General features: G+C 64.1%; 14 protein-coding genes. 6 read left to right on the plus strand and 8 right to left on the minus strand.

Features of this window, described 5'->3' with window-relative positions:
* Window positions 1–55 precede the first annotated feature (55 nt).
* The 3 genes from JKL48_RS10910 to JKL48_RS10920 form a co-directional block, all read right to left on the minus strand.
* A complete protein-coding gene (locus tag JKL48_RS10910; protein WP_201982317.1) occupies window positions 56–1,036 on the minus strand; it encodes an acyl-ACP desaturase in 981 nt (326 codons plus the stop codon).
* Window positions 1,037–1,176: 140 nt separating this feature from the next.
* Window positions 1,177–2,874, minus strand: a complete 1,698-nt coding sequence (locus JKL48_RS10915) for a hypothetical protein (protein ID WP_201982319.1) — start codon at window positions 2,872–2,874, stop codon at window positions 1,177–1,179.
* Window positions 2,875–3,051: 177 nt separating this feature from the next.
* Window positions 3,052–4,020, minus strand: coding sequence for a glycosyltransferase family 2 protein (locus JKL48_RS10920; RefSeq protein ID WP_236668725.1), 969 nt, complete (start codon window positions 4,018–4,020; stop codon window positions 3,052–3,054).
* A 243-nt stretch (window positions 4,021–4,263) separates the two neighbouring features.
* Here JKL48_RS10920 and JKL48_RS10925 point away from each other — a divergent pair, with 243 nt between their 5' ends.
* Entirely contained in the window at window positions 4,264–5,211 is a 948-nt protein-coding gene (locus JKL48_RS10925) for a hypothetical protein (RefSeq protein ID WP_201982321.1), read from the plus strand.
* 241 nt (window positions 5,212–5,452) lie between these two features.
* Here the strand turns inward: JKL48_RS10925 and JKL48_RS10930 are convergent, their stop codons facing one another.
* The 3 genes from JKL48_RS10930 to JKL48_RS10940 form a co-directional block, all read right to left on the minus strand.
* Window positions 5,453–6,730, minus strand: a complete 1,278-nt coding sequence (locus JKL48_RS10930; protein ID WP_201982323.1) for an MATE family efflux transporter — start codon at window positions 6,728–6,730, stop codon at window positions 5,453–5,455.
* A gap of 66 nt (window positions 6,731–6,796) precedes the next feature.
* The gene (locus JKL48_RS10935; RefSeq protein ID WP_201982325.1) at window positions 6,797–7,519 is read right to left on the minus strand and encodes a hypothetical protein; all 723 of its coding nucleotides are present in this window, start codon (window positions 7,517–7,519) and stop codon (window positions 6,797–6,799) included.
* Between the two features lie 40 nt (window positions 7,520–7,559).
* Entirely contained in the window at window positions 7,560–8,570 is a 1,011-nt protein-coding gene (locus JKL48_RS10940) for a hypothetical protein (RefSeq protein ID WP_201982327.1), read from the minus strand.
* 162 nt (window positions 8,571–8,732) lie between these two features.
* Here JKL48_RS10940 and corA point away from each other — a divergent pair, with 162 nt between their 5' ends.
* Both corA and JKL48_RS10950 read left to right on the plus strand, forming a co-directional pair.
* The gene (gene corA / locus JKL48_RS10945; RefSeq protein ID WP_201982330.1) at window positions 8,733–9,938 is read left to right on the plus strand and encodes a magnesium/cobalt transporter CorA; all 1,206 of its coding nucleotides are present in this window, start codon (window positions 8,733–8,735) and stop codon (window positions 9,936–9,938) included.
* A 204-nt stretch (window positions 9,939–10,142) separates the two neighbouring features.
* A complete protein-coding gene (locus tag JKL48_RS10950; RefSeq protein ID WP_201982332.1) occupies window positions 10,143–10,814 on the plus strand; it encodes a helix-turn-helix transcriptional regulator in 672 nt (223 codons plus the stop codon).
* A 235-nt stretch (window positions 10,815–11,049) separates the two neighbouring features.
* Here JKL48_RS10950 and JKL48_RS10955 read toward each other — a convergent pair whose 3' ends face one another.
* Window positions 11,050–12,093, minus strand: a complete 1,044-nt coding sequence (locus tag JKL48_RS10955) for an AAA family ATPase (protein ID WP_201982335.1) — start codon at window positions 12,091–12,093, stop codon at window positions 11,050–11,052.
* 151 nt (window positions 12,094–12,244) lie between these two features.
* Window positions 12,245–15,010, minus strand: coding sequence for a hypothetical protein (locus tag JKL48_RS10960; RefSeq protein ID WP_201982339.1), 2,766 nt, complete (start codon window positions 15,008–15,010; stop codon window positions 12,245–12,247).
* Between the two features lie 592 nt (window positions 15,011–15,602).
* Between JKL48_RS10960 and JKL48_RS10965 the strand changes: the two genes are divergently transcribed.
* From JKL48_RS10965 to JKL48_RS10975, 3 genes are all read left to right on the plus strand, one after another.
* A complete protein-coding gene (locus tag JKL48_RS10965) occupies window positions 15,603–17,099 on the plus strand; it encodes a T9SS type A sorting domain-containing protein (protein WP_201982342.1) in 1,497 nt (498 codons plus the stop codon).
* Between the two features lie 133 nt (window positions 17,100–17,232).
* On the plus strand, window positions 17,233–18,942 hold the full coding sequence (locus tag JKL48_RS10970; RefSeq protein ID WP_201982344.1) for a T9SS type A sorting domain-containing protein: 1,710 nt from the start codon (window positions 17,233–17,235) through the stop codon (window positions 18,940–18,942).
* Window positions 18,943–19,321: 379 nt separating this feature from the next.
* The gene (locus JKL48_RS10975; RefSeq protein ID WP_201982347.1) at window positions 19,322–19,915 is read left to right on the plus strand and encodes a hypothetical protein; all 594 of its coding nucleotides are present in this window, start codon (window positions 19,322–19,324) and stop codon (window positions 19,913–19,915) included.
* Window positions 19,916–20,004 lie beyond the last annotated feature (89 nt).

Consider the following 20,004-nt stretch of genomic DNA (forward strand, 5'->3'; position numbering starts at 1 on the left):
AGCCAGGCTTTCCTTGCTGAAAGCCTGGCTGTTTGGCAGCAAACCGATGCTGGGTTTACGAAATCCACTTGAACTTGTACTCCAGCTTGGGCACGGCCATGCGGTCGCTCACGCGGCGCAGGCGGTTGGGCAGGGCCATGATGTAGTCGCGGGCTTTCTCGGCTTCGCCGGTGAGGTCTTTCAGGTGCTCGATGTCCCAATCGGTGATGAGCGAGTCCAGGATGTCGGTGTAGTCGGCGCTGGTGTACACGCCCAGGCGCTGGGCGGCGTCGGTGAAGTGGCCAAAGGTTTTGCCCATTTCCACGCCCATTTCGCGCATGTAGTGGGCCGGCATCACAATCTTCTTGCGCATCATGTCCTCGAAGGCCAGCATCATTTCCGAGGGGTCGAGCTCGAAAATCTTGGTCACAAAGGCCTTGTACACGCGGGCGTGGCGGGTTTCGTCGCCGGCAATCATGCCGCAGATTTTGGAGAGCTGGTCGTCGCCGGCTTTGCGGGCCAGCTGGCCCACGCGGCGGTGCGAAATGTTGGTGGCCTGCTCCTGGTAGCTCGTGTACACGAAGGCGCGGTAGGGGTCGTTGGCCGTGCCCAGGTCGAAGGCATCGTTGATGAGGTACTGGGTGCTCACCTCAAACTCGCGCATGTTCACCCGGCCCGAGAGGTAGAGGTAGCGGTTCAGCAGGTCGCCGTGGCGGTTTTCTTCGGCCGTCCAGCCCCGAATCCACTCGGCCCAGCCGTTGTTGCGGTCGCGGTTGATGTTGTCGAGCTCGTGGAACCAGGCTTCGTAGTTGGGGAGGGCCTCTTCGGTGATGGTGTCGCCGATGAGCACGGCCAGCAGGTCGTAGCTCAGGGTGCTGGCTTTTTCGCGCAGCTCTTTTACTTCGTCAAAAAAAGTATCGCGGCGCGAATCGGGCAGGTAATCGGCCGGCTGCCAGCTGTCTTCCACGCTTTTGAGGAAGGTGCTCATGTTCTCTTTCAGGTAGCCCTCCATTTGCTGAAGGACTTCGCCGCGGGTTATCGATATGGAGGTTTGCATGGGGTGGGGCGAAAAACGTGAAGGGGTTGTGAAGAAACGCTTTTTGCGCAACAAAGGTCTGGCTGAACCGTAGGGGGCTGGGTATAAGATTATGGCATTATATCCTAAAAAGGGCAATCAATCCACTTTGCAGACCCGAATCAGTGGCTGGAGCAACCTTGCAGATGGTAGACATGCAGCGTCGAATCGGCGCGAATGGCCGGCTGGCCGAGCTCGGGTGAGAGCATCAGGCGCGGCCCGTGCAGGCGAAAGCGCCGGCTGAGCCAGTTTGCTGTTTCGGGGGTGAGCACCCAAAGCACCCGTGCTCCTGGACCATAACCGGGCAGGCGGGCCAGGCGGCGCAGGCACGCCGTCTGGTCGGCCGAGCCGCTGAGGGCACGGCGCAACCGGGACTGGGATGCATCGTGGGCCGACCAGCCGGTGAGCAACAGGACCGGGCCGGGGGCGGACCGGTAGCTGCGAAAGGGCGAGAGGCTTTTGAGCAAGTCGTTGGTGCCGGCCAGCACGCGAAGGCGCCCTCGGCCGAGGTGGTCAATCTGGCTCAGCCCCAGCTGATGCTGGTGTTGCTCCCGGCGCAGGACCTGGTGCCGGTGCCAGGTTTTGGCTCCGTACAAGCCGATGACCAGCGCGCCAGCGGCCAAGCCCAGGCCCCTTGCCAGCGGCGGCGTCGGAGGAGCTTCTTTCCCGTCACGAGCGCACAGTGCCGCGGCAGCAGGGACGGAACGGCGCTTTTCCAACCAGAAAATCACGTTGGTCAGGAGCCAAAAATCCAGCAGCGGCAGCGCCAGCCGCGGCGGCAGCTTCAGCAGGCCCGCCAGCAGGAGCAAGGCGCCGGCAAAGCCCAGCTGCACCAGCCAGAACCACCCCCGAAAGCCTCGCTGCCGGGCCACGACCAGGGCCGTGACCACCACGGCCAGCAGCAATGGGAAGTAGTCGCGCACCAGCAACCCGAGCCGCAGGCGCAGCTTGGCCGGCACCTCGTGGCGCAGAAAGTCGGCGGCATCGAAGCGATAAGCACGGCGGCACAGGTCGGCGTTGACCACGGTAGAATCGCCGAGCAGCCACATGCCGATGGCGGCCGTGCCCAGGCTGTCGGCGCTTGTGCGCGGCTGCGGCAGCAGCTGGTTGTAGTCGAGAATGCGGGCGAAGTAGGCATCGCGCTGCTGCGTGCGGGCTTCGGTGGGTGTTAGCTGCCATTGCAAGGCAATGCTCGCCACCACCAAAACTAGCGCGGCGCCAGCCAATATCGGGGCAGCCCGGCGCCAGCCGCCGGCCAGCAGCCGCGCGGCGGGCACCACGGCACCCGCGCCCAGCACGGCCAGACTGGGCCGCACCAGCCAGGCCAGGCCCAGCGCCACCAGGCCCAGCACCAGCGCCCCGCGCTGCGCCGGCCGCTGGGCGGCAAAGAGCACGCCCGCCCCTGCCAGCAACAGCGCTACCCGCCCGTGGCTAAACCACAGCCAATGCTCGACCCAGGCCAGGCTAAAAAACACGCCCAGGACCACCACCAGAACGGCTGGCCGCAAAAGGGGCCGCAGCAGCCAGTCCAGCACCGCAAACGTGAGCACCGTGGCACCCAGCAGCAGCCCGCTCAGCAGCAGCCCCAACCACGGCACGGCAGGCGCCACTGCGTAGGCAGCTGCCAGCAAGTGTCCATAACCGTGCAGATACAGTGGCAGCGATGGCACGGGCCCCGTTGCCAGCGCCCCCGAAAACAACCACGCGAGCGTTTGGTCGTCACTGGTTTCAAAGAAACTGCCCAGCACCAGCACCGTGGTCGCGCTTAGCAGCAGCGGCAACAGCACAACGCGGGTAAATTTGGCAGACAACCAGCTCATGGGCGCAAGAACGGCAGTGCCAGGGAGAAGATGGGAGTTAAAAAAGTAAAAGGTAAAAGCGGTGAGTTAAAAGGGTGTTTTACAGAGCCTGTTTAGAAAGTCAAAAGCCCGGTCATCCTTCGCTGCGCTCAGGATGACTGGACTTTTGACCCATTACTTTTAACTTCCTACACGCCCTCACCCGAGCGGCAGACGGGTTAGCAAGCCCAATAGCCGGTCAACGGACCGAATATGCCCCGTCAGGCCGAGCAGCGCATACAGCGCACGGGCCTGGGCCATGTGGCGATGGCGCAGGGCCTGGCGCAGCTCCCAGCGCAGGCGCACGGCCAGGGCTTCGCGCTCGTCGGCAGTGCGACACAGGTCCAGGGCCTTGTCGCACACCCGGATGGTGGAAGCCAGGTAGGGGTCGTGGCGGCGGTAGGCGCGGGCGCTCATGCTGCGCGGGTGCTTGCGCTTGCGGGTGGTCACGGCATCGAGGTACTGGAACTGCCAGTCGCGGCTGGCCCGCACCCAGAAATCGAAGTCCTCGTAGGCCAGCGTTTCGTCGTAGCCGCCCAGGGCTTCGAGGCAGGCGCGGCGCATCATCATGGTGGGCGTGCTGATGAAGTAGCGCCGCAGCACCTCCGCAAAGACCCAGCCGCTGGCCGGCGCGGGGTCGTACCCGGTAGGGCGCAAGCCGCCGTGGCCATCGGGCCGGTGGTGCAGGCCCAGGAAACGCCCGGCTTCGTCCATCAATTCGGCGTTGGAGTACACCACGCCCACGCCGGAACCAGCCGCCTGAAACTGGGCCACCTGCGCGGCTACCCGCGTGGGCAGCAGCACGTCGTCGGTAGCAAAATCAATCACAAACGTGCCCCGGCTTTGCCGAAAAGCCTGGTTGAAGGCCCGGCAGTTGCCCACGTTTTCAGGCAGCAGAAGCAGGCGCCAGGCGGGGGTTCGGGCCGCGTATTCGCGCAAGATTTCGGGGCTGCCGTCGGTGCTGGCATCGTCCACGAGCCATACTTCCAGTTGCGGGTAGGTTTGGGCCAGAATGGAATTCAGGGCCTCGCGCAGGAAGGGCACGTGGTTGTGGCAAAGCGCTATGATGGTGACGAGGGGCGCTTCGCTCAATGAGGAATGAGGGATGAGGAATGAGGAGTCGGGCATGGAGCGCGGGCAACGGGTGGCGCAAAAGAAGCACAGGTGGCTGCTTGCAGCGGAAGGCTTCGCAGTTAGCAAAGGCAAAGCACGGGGCAGCAGGGCTTTTATTTTCCCTCGGTAATTGATAAAACCGAGTATTGTCGGCCAGAAAGATTTTCACCGTTCCCTTTCTACCTTGAGGCCAATCTTTCGCCATTCTACCCCGCACATCCAGCCACTAGCAGCCCGCAGTAAGATACCTGGCAAGATGTGCGTCCCACGCCGCACAATGGGCTACTCCTGACCGGCATAGTGGGCACAGGCAGCACCCAGGAACAAGGACAGCTTTTGCAGCTTGACAGCTTGAGTCACGTGCAGTGGCAGCAGCGTATCCCGGCCACGCTCGGCTCTACTACCCCTAACTGCGTGTTGCTAAACGGTCGTCCCCTGCTAAATGGCGACGTGCTGGTGAGCGGTTACCACGTGCCGCCCGGTTCAGTAACCCAAACACTAGATACTTACCAGGCAGTGTACCGGCCCAACGCTACGAGTGGAGCATCCGTGGTATGGGAGCGTGTTACGCCGGTCAGTGCCAACGAACCTTTTGGCCGTAGCCTCGACCTGAGCGCAGCCGGCGAGTTGACCATTACGGGCAACGTGTACGCCGGCATCTCCGCGCCCTACCAGCCCCTCTCCCACCTGCGCCTACAGCTCACCGAGCGTCCCTACGTGCCCAACCTGTGCCAGACGCCGCCCCAGGCCACGTTTGGCTACACGGCCACGGCGGGCGGCGACAGCCTGCGCTTCGTGAGCCTCTCCAGCCCTGGCCCGCAGTATGCCCAGCTGCTGCGCTGGCGCAGGGACTTTGGCGATGGCACCCGCTACGACGGCCCCACGCCCCCGCCCCACCGCTACGCCGTGGGCACGGGCGCCGGCACGGCCGTGCGCCTCACCATCACCAACAACCTGGGCTGCACCAGCACCACGGTGGTGTATCCGTTTGCGCTGGCTACGGCAGTACAACGCGCTTTGCAGGCACAATTGAGTGTATTTCCGAACCCTGCTGCTGCCGGAAACTTGACCGTACAGTTACCCGGCCTGCGCCCGCAGTCGCAGTGGCTGGTGAACTGCTCAACGCCCTCAGCCAAACCATTCGGCAGGTGGGCTGGCCCGCCGCCGCGCTGGCCCAGGGCGCGCCCCTGGAACTGCAGGGCCTAGCGGCAGGCGTCTACACCTTGCGCCTACGCCCGGAAGAAGACGCGGTGGTCAAGTGCCTGGTAGTGCAGTGAGCAATTAGCAATGAGCAATGAGCAATGAGCAAAAGGAACGTCATGCTGAGCGCAGCCGAAGCATCTCTACCGCGAGAGTAAACCAATCGATTGAATTAGTTGAAGCACGCGAGATGCTTCGGCTGCGCTCAGCATGACGTTCTTTTTGCCCATTGCCCATTGCCCATTGCTCATTCCTCATTGCTCATTCTCCATTGCCAAACCCCACAGCCCGCTAGCAGCAACGCATACCGCCCGGCGTGGGCCAGCACCGCTCCTTGCAGCCCGAAGCGCGGCAGCAGCAATGCCAACAGGGCCGCAAACACCACGGCAGACACAGCCTGCACCGCCACGTAGGCCCCGGTTCGCGCTTTGGCTGTGAGCTGAAAAATAAAAATCCAGCTGAGGAACTTGGCCCAGTCGCCCAGCAACTGCGGGGCCAGAAATACCTGGGCTCCAAGCAGGCGTGGCGCAAACAGCCACGGCAGCAGCCAGCTCCGGCAAGCGTAAAGCAGCCCAAGGCCCCCCGCCAGCAACGGGGCCAGCAGCCCGGCCACGCCCAGCACGTAGCGCTGGGCGGCGCGCGGCTGCCCCGCCAGGGCCGCCAGCCGGGGATAGAACACGCTGCTCATCACCGCGCCAAACACCATAGTATAGTTGTCCGACAGCTTGGCCACCGCCTGCCACAAATCGGTGCGGACCGGGCCGAAAGTGGCCAGCAGGTAGTCGCGCAACACATAGTCCACGGCTTTGCCAAAAAGCAAGGTGCTCACCGCCATCAGCAAGAACTGGCTGAGGCGGCGCAGGGCCAGCCGGCTCAGGGGCGCCCGCAGCGTCAGATGCTGCAAGAGCCCGGCGCGGGCGGCCAGCGCCAGCGCCAGCAGGAACGTGAGGCCCTGCGCCAGCAAATAGCTCAGCAGCACCTGGTTCAGCGGCCACTGCCAGAACAGCGTGATTGCCACGCCGGCCGTGCCGCACCCCGCCAGCGCCACCGACAAACCAATGTAAGCCCGCAGCCGACCCGCGGCCAGCAGCACCGCTCCGAGCAGGCCCTGCCCGGTTATCAGCCCAATGCCCAGCGCAAACGCGGCCAGGCTGGCCCAGCCCCAGCCCAGCAGGCCACGCACGGCCAGCAGGCCCAAGCCGGCCAGCAGGCCCGCCGCGTTCAGGCAGGCGGCCGCGCCCAGCCAGGTGCGGTAGCGGGGGCTGCCCGGCCGCAACGGCGCCAGATATTTCACCAGGCCCACCTGCACGCCATCGTAGGGCAGCGTGGTGAGCATGGCCATCAGGTTCTGGAACTGGGCCAGCAGCGTGAGCCCACCGGCGGGCGCATACGTGGCAAATAGCTTGTTCACAATGAGCGAGCCCGCCGCCCGCGCCGCCACGGCCACCCCCGCCCCCAATGACCCACGCACAAACTGGCGAATGGGCGAAGGGCTGGAAGGCGTAACGAGTGGCGTGATAGACATGCAGCCACAAAGAACGGCTCATCATCGTGAGCGCCCTAGGCCGGACCCGCCAATTCCCCTCTGCGCCTACCGCCGTACCTGATGCTGCGCCAGCGCCCGTCGCACGGCTGTCGCCGTGGGAAGCTCGTCGAGATAAGGCCGGGGAGTGGTATCGGCCCGGTACCGGGGAAGCCCGGCCTTGCTCAGACCGGCGTAGCGGAATACGTAAGTGTGCCGGTGCGACATGCGAGCATACGCCCTTTCCTTGGTCCCGTTCCCGTGTTCCAATAGCCCAGCTTCCTGCACTTCGGCGTATACCAATGCCAGCAGCTCCTTCTGTCCGTCCCGGTCCACATCGGCAAAGAAGAAGGCCGACAGGTTGGTGATATCGCCAATTGACGCCAGCAACAGCTTCTGCACGGCGTAGGTATTGAGCTGAAAAGGGTCGAGCACAAATAGCGCGGCATCCTCCCCTTCGTGGCGGTATTCGTTCACTTCGAGGCGCGGGAAAAACAGTTGCTTACCGAAAGCACCCGGCCGCCAGGCATAGGCCACCAGCCGCTCAGCCGTAAACGACACCGGGAAAGTTCGCTTCAGAAAGGTCGTATCCGCTTCGCCCGCCGCCCGCCGGGCGATGCCCTGGCGCACCAGCTGGTCTTCGGCGGCATACTGCTGCCTGGACGTGGACTCGGGCATCGCACCGGCTAATGCAGATGCTCCGGAAGCTGCCTGTGCCCAGCCGGAAACAGTGGGCGCCAACAGTCCGAAGGTAGTCAGCAGGAATAGCAAGCGGATTTGAAAAGCGAGCATGGACCACTAAACTACAGTATTTCGCCGCAAAATGCTTCCGCTACAGCGCCTTCTCCCAGCTCAGGCGCAGGCCCGCCACGCCGCCCAGGTGCCGCTTAAAGCGCAGCAGCGAGGCATTGGGGCCGGTGTCGAGGGTGGAGGTGCCAAGGTCGAGCACGGCCAACCCGCTGGCCTGGGCGAAAGCGTGCAGGCCTTCGTTGAGCAGCACCACCGGGCTCAGGGCGTTGCAGCGCAGGGGGCTGGCGGGGTAGAAGTTGTAGAGCACCTGCCCGCTTACCTGAATGGCTACCGTGAGCGCCGCCCAGTCGCCGTCGGCCTGGCGCACCGAGAACAGAAAATGCTCCCTGGGAAAGCGCCGAAACAGCTCCTGCACCCGTGCCAGGGGCAACGACAGCGCCTGCCCCCGCTCCTGCCGGCAGGCCCGGATGAAATCGTAGGCAGCGGGCAGCAGGAAAGGCGGCTCCTGCTCGAAATGCAGGCCCTGGCGGCGGCACTTGTGTAGCCGGCGGCGCTCGGAGGGGTGCAGGTGGGCTTCGTAGGCGCGGCGGGGGTCGAGGTGGTAGTTCTGCTCGGCCAGGGCCACGCGGTAGCCGCGCTGGCGCAGGGCTTCGGCCAGGGTGGCGGCCCCGGTGGGGTCGTAGGCAAAGGGGTAGCCGCGTAGCGCCAGCCGCTGCATACCGCGCTGGGCCAGGTGCTGCTCGGCTTCGTCCAGCAGCTGATGCACGGCGGCGCGGCCCAGGCCCGGCGCCAGCTGCACGGCCCCAAAAGGCGCCTGGGCGGGGCTGTGGGCCGTGTGGGTGGCGGAGTCCAGGGCAATGTGCAGGTGGGCCACGCTGCGCCCGACGGCCGGGTCTTCGAGGTAGAAGCTGAGAACCGGGGCCGCGCCTGTTTGCAAGGCCTGGTGCTCGGGCCGCAGGTACAGAAACGGCTCAAAGGCCAGGGGCAGCCGGGGCGCGGCGGGGCCGTTTTCGGCCAGCCACACCGCGAGGGCCGCCGGGCCGGGCTGCCGGGCCTCGTCGTCGGTGTTAATAATGGAATCCGTACTTTTCAAACCTGATGGGGGTGGCTCAGGGGGCAAAGTACGGCACGGAACGGGTGTCGGCCGCTTTTGGCAGATTCTGGCCGGGTTCCGGTTTGCGCCAACACACATCTTCATCCGTCCGCCATACGTAGGGCCCGAAATTGCCTTTTTGCTCCCGATTGACTCCGCCGCATGAATCCGCTCAGCTCTTCTACGCAGGCCGCGCCCAACCGCTCCCCCGCCCTGGCCGACATGGCCGGCCCCAGCTCCTACACCATCACCGACCGCGAAGCCACCCGGCAGGCACGCGAGCTGCAGGTGGGCCAGCGCCCCGGCACCCTCAACATTCGGGAAGGCGCCCTCAAGCCGCGCCTGTTCCTGATGTCGTACGACGACGACACGTTCATCGAAAAAGAGTACACCGACCACTACGTCGACATGCTCCACCAGCTGCGCGAGCACCCCGAGCTGAAGCACTGGATTGACGTGCGCGGCTACGGCGACCTGGACCTGATGGAGCGCCTGATGCAGGATTTTGGCTTGCACCCGCTGCAAATGGAGGACGTGCTGAACGACTACCAGCGGGCCAAGCTGGAAGTGTTCGACGACCAGCGCCTGTTCATGGTGTCGCGGATGACCGATTTCACCCCCCTGCTCGAAATCGACGACGACCAGCTGTCCATCTTCACCGGGCCGAACTACGTGCTGTCGTTTCAGGACGACTACGACGACTGCCTCGACTCGCTGCGGGTCCGCATCCGGGCCAATTTCAGCACCCTGCGCCGCCACCCGGCCCTGTACCTGGCCTACGCCCTCACCGACGTGGTGCTCGACCACTACTACCCCACCATGGCCGCCATCGGCGACTACATTGAGGAACTGGAGGAAGCCATTTTTGCCGACAAGCGCCCGCGCCGGCTGCTCAACCGCATTCTGCGCATCAAGAAAGACGTGGTGCGCTTCCGCCGGCTGGTGTACCCGGAGCGCGATAAAATTGCGGAAGTGCTGCGGCTGCCCGAGGAAATCATGCCCGAGAGCCTGAAAATCTTCTACCGCGACGCCTACGACCACGCCATCCAGGCCCTGGACCTGGCCGAAAGCTACCGCGACAACATTTCCTCCCTCACCGACCTCTACATGTCGGACCAGGGCAACCGCATGAACGAGGTAATGAAGGTGCTCACCATCATCAGCACCATTTTCATCCCGCTGGGCTTCGTAGTAGGACTCTACGGCATGAACTTTCAGCACGTAGACGAGCACGGCCACGTGCTGCCCCGCAACATGCCCGAGCTCTACAGCCCCTGGGGCTACCCCGCCGTGCTACTGCTCATGTTTGGGGTGGTGGCCATGCAACTGCTGTATTTCTACCGCAAAGGCTGGCTCACGAATCGGTGAGTTTGTCAATCACTCTTCATTTTCTTGAAAGTCCCGGCCGCTCGGCCGGGACTTTTTTTGTCCCGCAAACCCGTTTTTGCTGGTTTTTAGGCAGATTTGAACGCCGGGGTTCATCAGAAGCTCACTATCTTTCCGGCCATTCTAATTGGCTATATCCAAATCGTCCAGCTACTTATTTCACCTATTCTTTTTTTGGCCTTCTGCATGACTGATGAACAAACCATCACCACTAAAATAGCCAAGATTGCCACCTTCGCTGATGAATACCCGGGTGCGGTCATTGTTCTTAATGGCGATGCCAGCCGGGTGCTGTATATGTCGGACCGCGGCCTGCGCGACCTCGCCGGCATCACTCTGGCGGAGCTTACGGCAATGGGCCCAGAATACCATACCCGCTACTTCAATCCCGATGAAGCACACGAGTATGTGCCTCAAGTAGTTGGCCTGCTAGAGCGCAACGATTTGAACTACTCCGTCACGCTTTTTCAGCAGGTACGCACCGGACCGCGCCTCGATTTTGCCTGGCACATGACCACCGCGCGGCTACTAGTCCAGAGCAGGGCCGGCCTGCCGCTGCTGGTTATCTGCTTCTCGACGCCGATTGACCCGAAAAGCCACATCACAGCCAAGGTGCAACGACTCCTGGACGAGAACACCTTCCTGCGCGAGAACTCGGCCACTTTTACCAGCCTCACTACCCGCGAGCGCGAGGTCTTGGCCTGCCTGGCACTAGGCCGCAGTTCGCAGGAAATTGCGGCGGCTTTCCACATTTCGGCTCAAACCGCCGATACGCACCGTCGCAACATTCGCCAGAAGCTGGGCGCCGCTAGCAACTTCGATTTGGGCCAATACGCCCGGGCGTTCAACCTGATTTAGAAGCCTATCTAACCCATATTGCGGACTGCCGAATGAGAGCCCTAACGGGGCTATATATCGGGGATGAATGGGACTGCCCCCGCCGTTCAAAGCCTCAGCGGGGCGATACTGGTTGAACGAATGTCGCCCCGCTGGGGCTTTCACAAACACAACAAAGCAGGTTTACTACCGATATATTGCCCCACTCGAGCTGAACCGCTGTAGGTTGCTACTCGGATACAAGTCCGAAGTAGCACTACCCATTCAGCGCGGCCCGCACCTGCGCCACCCGCTCGGCCACGGTGCCATCCACCAGCGTGTAGGGGATGCCGAAGCAGTCCAGCTGCATCAGTATCGTGCCGTGCTGGAAGCTGCGCAGCGCCTCGGGGCCGCGCCAGCCATCCTGCTCGAAGGGCACCGTGGGGGCGCACACGAAGGTGTGGGCGTAGCGCTGGCCGCACACGGCCGCCATGGCCTGCAAGGCCGGGTCGCAGCGGTGAAAATAGTAGTAGGAATAAAGCGCCGTGGTAGCCGCATTGGTATCGCAGAACAAGACGCCGCGGGCCTGTTGGGCCGCTTCGTCCTCCAGTTCGGCATGCCGGCGCGCAATGTAGAGCAGGTCTTCGTAGTCGAGGTTGCCGTGCTTTTGCTCGTGCAGGGTGCGGCCGTATTCGGGCACCCATTGGGTGCCATACGCCTCGGCCAGCGCCGCGCAGAGCGTGGATTTTCCGCTACTTTCGGCCCCCAGAAATACCACGCGGGGCACCGGGGCCGGCGGCACCACTCCCAGCTGCGCCGCCACTAACGGGTGCAGAAATTGGGCATACGGCGCCGGATGGGCCCGTACCAGCGTGCCCGATACCGGGAGCAGCTGCCGGTCATTGTCGACTGCAATATGGGCCACGCCCAGGTGTTCGGCAAAGCCCGGCCCATAGGCTTCGCTGGTAAACACGACATCCACCTTAATGCCCTGCCGGGCCAGCCACTGCCGCACAAATTCGCGCTGGGTAAAATCACCGGCCGCATCGGGTGGCACCCCATCGGCCTCGGCCGAGAGGGAAAAAACGCGCAGCGGGGTGGCACCCATGTGCAGCCCGTCCGCCAACTCATCGCCCCGGTACAGCTCGCGCAGCCATTGGGCGCGCACGGGCGCGGGCATTGCGGCGGAATCGGGATTGGCGTAGACCAATACCACCAGCTCGGTTACTTGAGCGGCGGCGGTTTCAAGTAGCAGCTGGTGGCCCCGGTGCGGCGGCCAGAACTTGCCGACCACTAGGCCGGTGGTGTAAGGAGATGGCATAGTTGGGGAGGAATTGCTCTTTGAAAGAACATCCTGCTGAGAGCAGTCAGAGCATCCGCGTGCTCAGGATGACAGGCGGTTGAATCAGTGCTGCACGCGAGATGCCTCGGCTGCGCTCGGCAGGACGTTTTTTTTATTTTCCATCGCTCCCCTACGGCTGCGTCACTTTCAGCTCGGTGCGGCGCAGCTCGCGGCCCACTACGCGCACAAACTGGTAGGTATCGGTGGTGGCGTCGTAGCTGGCGCCCACGCCGGGAGCCGTGCTGGGCAGGGCCGCGCCGCCCAGCAGCTGCCCGCTGGCATCGTACAAGTATACCTGCCCCGGCCCGGTTTCGGTGATGGCTACCAGGCGGTGGCCGTTGTTGAAATCAAAAAATTGCACGGGCTTTTCGCCCGAGGTCACAAAGCGTTGGGTGAGCAGCGGCGCGGGCTGGCCGGGCAGGTACACATCGAGTTGGTTCTGGTCGTCGCGCGTCACCACAAAAGTGCGGCCCCGATGGTCGGGTACCAGGCGGAAGCGGGCCGTCCGGCTCCAGGTCGCTACGCGGCGGCGGCTCAGAATGTCGCCGCTCAGCGTAAACACCACCAGTTCGCCGTGCTGGTTCACCAGCGTCAGGTGGGTGCGGCTCAGGGTGCTGCCGGCTTGCACCAGCACATCGCCGGCCAGCCGGGCGCCCACGCTGAGGGGGAAACCGGGCAGCAGGCTGCCCTGCGCATCGTAGGCGTACACGTAGCCGTTTTGCAGGGGCACCAGCACCACATCGCGGCCGCTCACGCTGAGCACCGCCGGCTGGCCCGCCAACGGAAAATCGAGCTGCTTGGGCTGCCAGCCCGCAAACAAGCGCCCCTTGGCATCGAGCAGCACCAGGTCGTTGCCGGCCGTCACGGCCAGCAGGCGGGCCGGGGCCGAGGGGCTTGTGGCGGCCAGCACGGCCGCAATTCGTACGGTATCGGGCAGGTTGAGGGGGAAGGGCAGCACCTCGCGGCCGTCGTTGGCCAGCAGGTGCAGGCGGTGGCCGGCGCCCAGCAGCAGGCCGCCCGGCACGCCGCCCCCGGCGGGCAGCAAGGCCACGCTTACGGCGGGGCCGGCCAGGGTATCGGACCACAACACGGCGTTATCCGCACTTACAAAATGCAGGGTGTTGGCCGAATCCTGCACCACCACGGCCGGGATGCGCGTGCCCACCACGGGCAGCAGCGCGGGCGTGCCCACCAAGGCGTGCTGAAAGGCCAGGACCCGGCCGTTGGCCGCCGCGCCGCCGGGCTGCGCCAGCGCGGGCCCCAGGTCGGGCCGGCGTAGCAGCAGCTGGGTGTAATACTGCGCGTCGGGCGCGGCTTCGTTGTCGGCGGGCACCAGTTGCAGGGCCATCTGGGGGAAGCGCTTGAAGAGGGCTTCGTTGCGCAGCAGGCCGGCCCGGCGCTCTTCGGTGAGCACCCCGAGCAGGGCATTCCAGCTGTTGCGGGTGTCCACAAAAATGCTCAGGCGGGCGCGGGGCAGGGTTTCCTGTAAAAACGACACTTGGCTGGGCGACTGGGCCCAGGTGCGGCCGGCCACCACATCGGCCAGGTAGCCGCTTAGGGTCTGCTCATCGGCCAGCACCAGGTAGTTGCCCACCAGCGCCCCGGCTCCGGAGCGCACCTCTACCGCTTGGGGCTGGGCCGGGGCCAGCAGCGGCCCCAGCACCGTGGCCTCTGGGAACCCCACCGGGTGCACCTCATAAGGGCCCACCCTGGTGAAGGCCGGCGAGCTGCCGTCGAGCCGGCGCAGGCGCGCCAGCCAGGCCGCGGTGCGGGCCGGGGCCGGGCAGCGCACAAACGCCAACCGCCCCGGCCGGCTGCCGGCAGTCGCCGCCGCTACGTACCCAACCGCCATTTCGCCCCCAAACGTGGCCCGCAAGCTGTCGAGCGCGCCGCTGTAGCCCGAAGAATCGACCAGCGGCCGGCCAATGCGGGGCCAGGTGCGGGCGGGGCTGGCGGCGAGGTGCAGCAGCAGGGCCGTGCGCGTGCTCAGCAGGCCGGCACACTGCAGCAGCGGCTGGGCAGGCTGCTCCCGCAGCCGCTGCTGCAGTGTGCCGGCCACCGTTTCGGGGTTCGAAAAGCCTTGCAACTGTACCCGGCTGCCCACCAGCTTCACCCCGAGCAAGCCCTGCGACACGAGGCCGGTGAGCTGGTCGAACTGCCCGTGCACGTCGGGCCGAAACAGCACATCCAGAAACTGCGGCAGCCGCCGATAATTCACTAGCAACGTGGCATCTACCCCGCGCAGCTTCAGCAAGTCCGTGGAGCTGAAAGCCGCCAGCACCGTCGGTGCTTCGGAATGCGCCAGCCGGCGCACCACCGCCTCGACCAACCCCGAGTTGGCGCTGATGAGCAAGTGGTTGCGGTAGTTGAGCACCGTGAGGCTGAACTCGCTGCGCTGCTCCGTGAGCACGGTCAGCTCCTGGTCTTCGTAGTCGCGGGTGCTGAGGCGGTAGCGGGGGTCGCGGCCCAGGGTTTCGAGCAGGCTGCGCACCTGCCGGTACTCGCTCACGCGGCTCAGCGGAATCTGGTAGAGCACGTCGAACTCGCCGGGCCCGGTGACGTGCAGCGAGGAGATGACCAGCTTGTGGCCGAGCAGGCCCAGCAGGCCATTGCGCCGCCGGGCGTTGCCGCCGGCCAGGCTATCGGCCAGGGCAAGGTGGCCGGCCGCCTGCTGAAAGTAGCGCACGGCCGTGAGGTTGTCCCACAGTTCGGTTTCCTGCAGGTGGCGCAGCAGCGCGGGGTGGTCGTGGGTGCTGAGCACCAGCACGGCATCGTCGGGCACCAGGGCGTAGGGGTCGAAGGGCGCGGCCGCCAGCGTGCGCCGGTAATACACGTACGTGGCCAGCGCGAGTAGCAGCAAAAGGGCGGTGTATAACGCCAGATGCTTTCGGGACATGTGGGTGGAAGCGGATGACGGGCGACGAAAGTACGGCTTGCCGATGGGAAAGGGTGACCGGGCGGGTAGCAGCCCGGCTACCTTGCCGGCAGCGACTGTTGGAGAAACCGGCTGGAGAAATAATTATTTTTTATTTCTGCATCTTCCGCTATATTAGCCTATCACTCTGTCCTACACCCTCCTCCGGGCAGTGGGGCTGCGCCGCCATCCACCGGCGCAAGCCCGGTTCTTTTCCACAGTCTACTCCTGTTGGCCCATGGGCACTTTCTGTGATGCAGTTGTCTTGCCCGATGGCAGAAGCTGGCTAGCCAGCTCGTGCAATCCTACATTCGAGACTTTCGTTGCCGACCTGGCGCCCGTTTATGGTGGGCCAGGCCGGCTTTTTGGCGTTGCCCAGTGGCCGAGTGCTTTCGACGTTGTTCAGGCAGTCGGTTCCGCCCGGTCCGACGCCGTAGGCGTCCGACCGGTTGCCGTCAGAACGATATCCAACTCACCGTCGACAAACAACTGATTGGACGCCTAAGGCGTTGGGGCCGGCAAGCGGTACACTGCCTGAACTGCTTCCTCATCCTTTACCCCTACCCAAAATGTTATGAAAATTTACACACCCACAAGTCTGAGTCTGGACCGCAGCACCAACGCGGCGGCATCCAGCGACTACGTGACCAACTGCACCTTCGACTCCGACCCGGATGCCATGAAAAGCCCCTACGCGGCCAGCGGCACCAACCGCACCTATACCTATGCCCACCTGCGGGTGGCCGGCAACTTAGCGGTGCTTTCTGCCACGCAGTTGCCCATCATTCGCAATAATGCCTTCGACCACGCGCTGCTTCACGTGCTGCTCGATGCGACCAAGGGGGGCAGCGTAAACAACCCCCAACTGGCCCCCTACCTCATGCTCGACCAGTGCACGTTTACGAATTTTTACCTGGCGGGTATTGCCCACACCGATGCGATAGATGCCCAGCCGAGCTTCAACCGGCCGCTGACCTTGACCAATTGCACGTTCAAATTCTTCAAGGAGTTGGCCGCGCCAAATACGCCGCAAATTGCGGCCGCTCGCAGCACGGTCATGTTTGCCTACCTGCGGCCGGGGGTGGCGGGCATCAGCAGCGTTTTTGTACCGGTGAACGTGAGCAGCAGCACCTTTGTGCAGAGCGATACCAGCCCGTATGCCGATTTTCACTACGCCAACTACCGCACCGAGCAGTCGGGCATTGATGCCCGCTGGCTGCGCGACATCAAGCCGCTGACCAATGCCTCGGCCCCCAATACGTTCCAGGGCCTGCACTACGGCATCCGCTACCAGCTGCCGGCCAATGACATGGAGGCGGAAATAAAAGGCAACCTGTTTGCCGAGTGTGAAAAGGGGGTGGACTTCGTGACGGAACTGAACAGCCCCCCGCCGGCCAACGTGAGCACGGCCGGCACGGCGTGGCTCGACTGCAACACCTTCACGCGGGGCGTATCGCCCGCGGTGCGACAAAGCAAAGCTTATGGGATTTTTGTAGAGAACGGAGCAGCGGTCAGGATTGATAATCCCAACCCACTGGTAAATCCTAACACAACGTTTTTGCGCAACCTATTTGACGTGAACGGGCTCACGACGGCCGACATTGTAGCTATTGAGAATGACTACGCGGCGCTCTCCCTGACGTACTATACTTATACCGACTACCAGCCGACGTATAGCCAGTTTACGCTGGGAACTGTCAATCTGCCAGTGGCTAACCCGGCAGTGAATTCAAATCCTTACCAAGAGTGTGCGCCGTCTTACAACGGAGTAGGTATTCCGCGCCCGGCTGGCGCGGCGGGCACGGGCGTGGTCACTGCGGGTCTGGCGCAGAACACACCGAATCCAGCCACCGGTCATACCACAATAACCTACCAGGTACCAGTGACGACCCGGCAGGCTGCCCTACTGATTCGGCGGGCGACCGATGGGGTGCTCATCGGGCAACTGTCGCTCGACGTGAAAGCTGATAGGCAGGAAGTAGACCTACATTCCTATCCGACCGGTGTGTATTTCTATACACTGTTGACCGATGGCATACCCGTGAGCACCCGGCGGCTAATTGTGCGCTAAGGTCATGTGGTATCGATTGGTTGCGGGGGCGCTCGTAAGCGTCCTCGCCAGTCTGCCCAGTTACGGGCAGGCGGTACAGGTGTGGCAACGGCAGTTTAGTACGGGACCGATGGCGGGTAATTATATCAATCAAGTGCTTACACTGCCTTCGGGCCGGGTAATCACGGCCGGAACCAGCCAACAAGCTGTACCCAACACGACCGGGGGCTATAATTCATTTAACAGCCCGGAATTACGCACCTTCGACGCCAACGGCAATCCGGTTCGAACCCGGCTGTATGCGGGTGCTGGTCGGAGCGGCTTTGGCAACGTCGTAATCTCCCTACGTGGTGACTTGCTTTTGCACCGGGACAGCACGGATGCCAGCAGCAATGTCATTACTATTTATGAGCGAACGGATTCCCTGGGCAACCGGCGCTGGCGGCGCTCACTAACCGACCCGTGGGCGACGACCTTTCATTACCCCATCGTGGCATTGCCCGACGGCGGGATGCTGGGCGGGTTCAACGCCGACGTGTCGCCGGCCGGCTACACCGGAGCCCGCATCCCCGAGGCCAAAGTTGTGCGGCTCGACTCCGCCGGCCGGGTGCTGTGGCGGCACCAGTACGGCGGGGCCTACACGCAGATTGAGGCCATCACGGCACAGGCCGATGGTTCCTACGTGCTGGCCGGGCAGCAAGGGCGGGCGGTCACGCCGGGGCCGGGCTATTTGGTCACCGATGCCTGGGTGCAGCGCATCGACCTGGACGGCAACCCGCTGGGGCCGGCCCAGACCTACGGCACGCTCATCGACGGCGAATATGTCAATGACGTGCAGGCCACCCCAAACAAAGGGCTGCTGCTGACGGGGGCCGTGTACCCGAACTACTACTCCAACCAATTGCCCCTGGGCTGGCTGGTGCAGCTCGACAGCCTGGGCCAGGTGCAATGGCAGCAGCGGGTGGCCGGTGGCGTTCCCCTGCTGGCCAGCGCCGCGCAGTGCGCCTTCATTCGCGGTACCCCGCTGGCCAACGGGCAGGTGCTGGTCAGCGGCTACCGCACCCGCACCGGCTTGTCGCACCGCGACAACAACAGCTACCTGGCGGCCTACACCCCCAACAGCACCGGCGGCGCGACAGCAGCGTGGGAACAATATTTTCTCACCGGCGGCGCCTTTGTCCAGTCGGGGCTGACGGCCACGGGCCTGCTCACCTTTGGGGGGCGGGTAGACCCCACGGGTGGGGTCTACTACGCCGGGGTGCTCACGCGCTTCGCCAACGCGGGCGTGCCCTACGTGCCGGCCTACTGCCGCACGCCGCCGGTGGCCAGCGCCGGCTACGCCCTGAGCCCGGCCCGCGACACGCTGCGGCTGGTGGATTTCTCCACCGCCGGGCCGGGCTACGCCCAGCTCGTGCGCTGGCACTGGCAGCTGCCCGGCGGGCGGGTGCTGGAAGGTCCTGCCCCGCCCGGCCAGCGCGTGGTGCCCGCCCCGCCGGCCGGCACGCCCGTGCGCCTCACCGTGACCAACAACCTGGGCTGCACCAGCACCCAAACCTTGTATCCGTGGGGCCTGCCCTCGGCCGCACAGGCGGCGCAGGAGCTGGCCGGGCAGCTCACGCTCTACCCCAACCCGGCCAGCGGCACGGCCACGCTCACGCTGGCGGGCACGGCAGGCCAGCCGGCAGCCACGGTGCAGGTGCTCGATGCGCTGGGGCGGGTGGTGCGCCCGGTACAGCCGCTGGTTTGGGCCGCAGCCACGGCCACGGCGCACCTGAACGTGGCCGGCTTGCCGCCGGGTGTGTATGTGGTGCGCGTGCGGGTGAGCAACGCGGGCAGCTTCACCAGGAAATTGGTAGTGCAATAGCGGGATTTGCAACCGAGAGGCCGGGCGGCTTGGAAGTTATTTAGGAGGCCGTCCATACCAAGTTAGCGCGGTGTCGGGGTTGGTGTAGAGTAGCGCGAACGTTGTCGTTCGCGTCCCCGCGCCGCTAGCTCGTTCTGGCACGCGAACGGCAAAGTTCGCGCTACTGACCGCACGGACACTGACTTCGAAACGGCTGTAGAACATCATGCTGAGCGCAGTCGAGGCATCTCCACCGCAATAGTAAATGGATTACTTGCGCAGTAGAGATGCTTCGACTGCGCTCAGCATGACGGTCTGATTATACTGTAGACGGCCTCCTAAACAGCTCCAATGCCGGGCACCTTGTATCTTTCAGCAGAATCTTCTTCCTTATCGGGCAATGCGCTACTGGCCGGCCATCTTGGGTAAAACCGTCGTTCGCCGCCTGCCGTGGCTGGCCCTGCTGGCCCTGCCTGCCTGCTTCCAACTGCGCGAGCCCGAGCCGGCCGCGACGTCCAGCGAATGGCTTCAGCCGACGCAGGTGGACATTTTGCTTGCCAACTTCACCACAGCGGTGCAAAACCTGAACGTGGCCAACTACGAGCGCAGCTTCAGCGGCGCTACCTTCCGCTTCGTGCCCGACCCGACCAGCGCCGGGTCGTCGCCGGCGCTGTTTGCCAACTGGAGCGTGCCCGAAGAAACCACCTACTTCAGCAGCCTGCGCCGCCGCACGGCCGCCAACGTCACCAACACGCTCACCCTCAGCGACCGCCGCGACCAGCTCTACACCGCCGATTCAATTGAGGTTTCGGCCCTGTACCAGCTCAAAGTCACGCAGCAGGACACGGCTTTTCACGCGGGCCTGCTCCAGGGCAACCTGCGCCTCATCCTGCGCCGGCGCAACAACGAATGGCGCATCATTGCCTGGCGCGACCAACGCACCACCACCGGGCTTTGCTGGACGGATTTAAAAAAATACTTCAGCTCGCATTGACGCTGCGCTGAATGAGGAATGAGGAATGAGGAATGAGGAATGAGGAATGAGGAATGAGGAATGAGGAATGAGGAATGAGGAATGAGGAA

Origin of the sequence: Hymenobacter rubidus, assembly GCF_016734815.1 — a bacterium.
Taxonomy (GTDB): Bacteria; Bacteroidota; Bacteroidia; order Cytophagales; family Hymenobacteraceae; genus Hymenobacter; species Hymenobacter rubidus.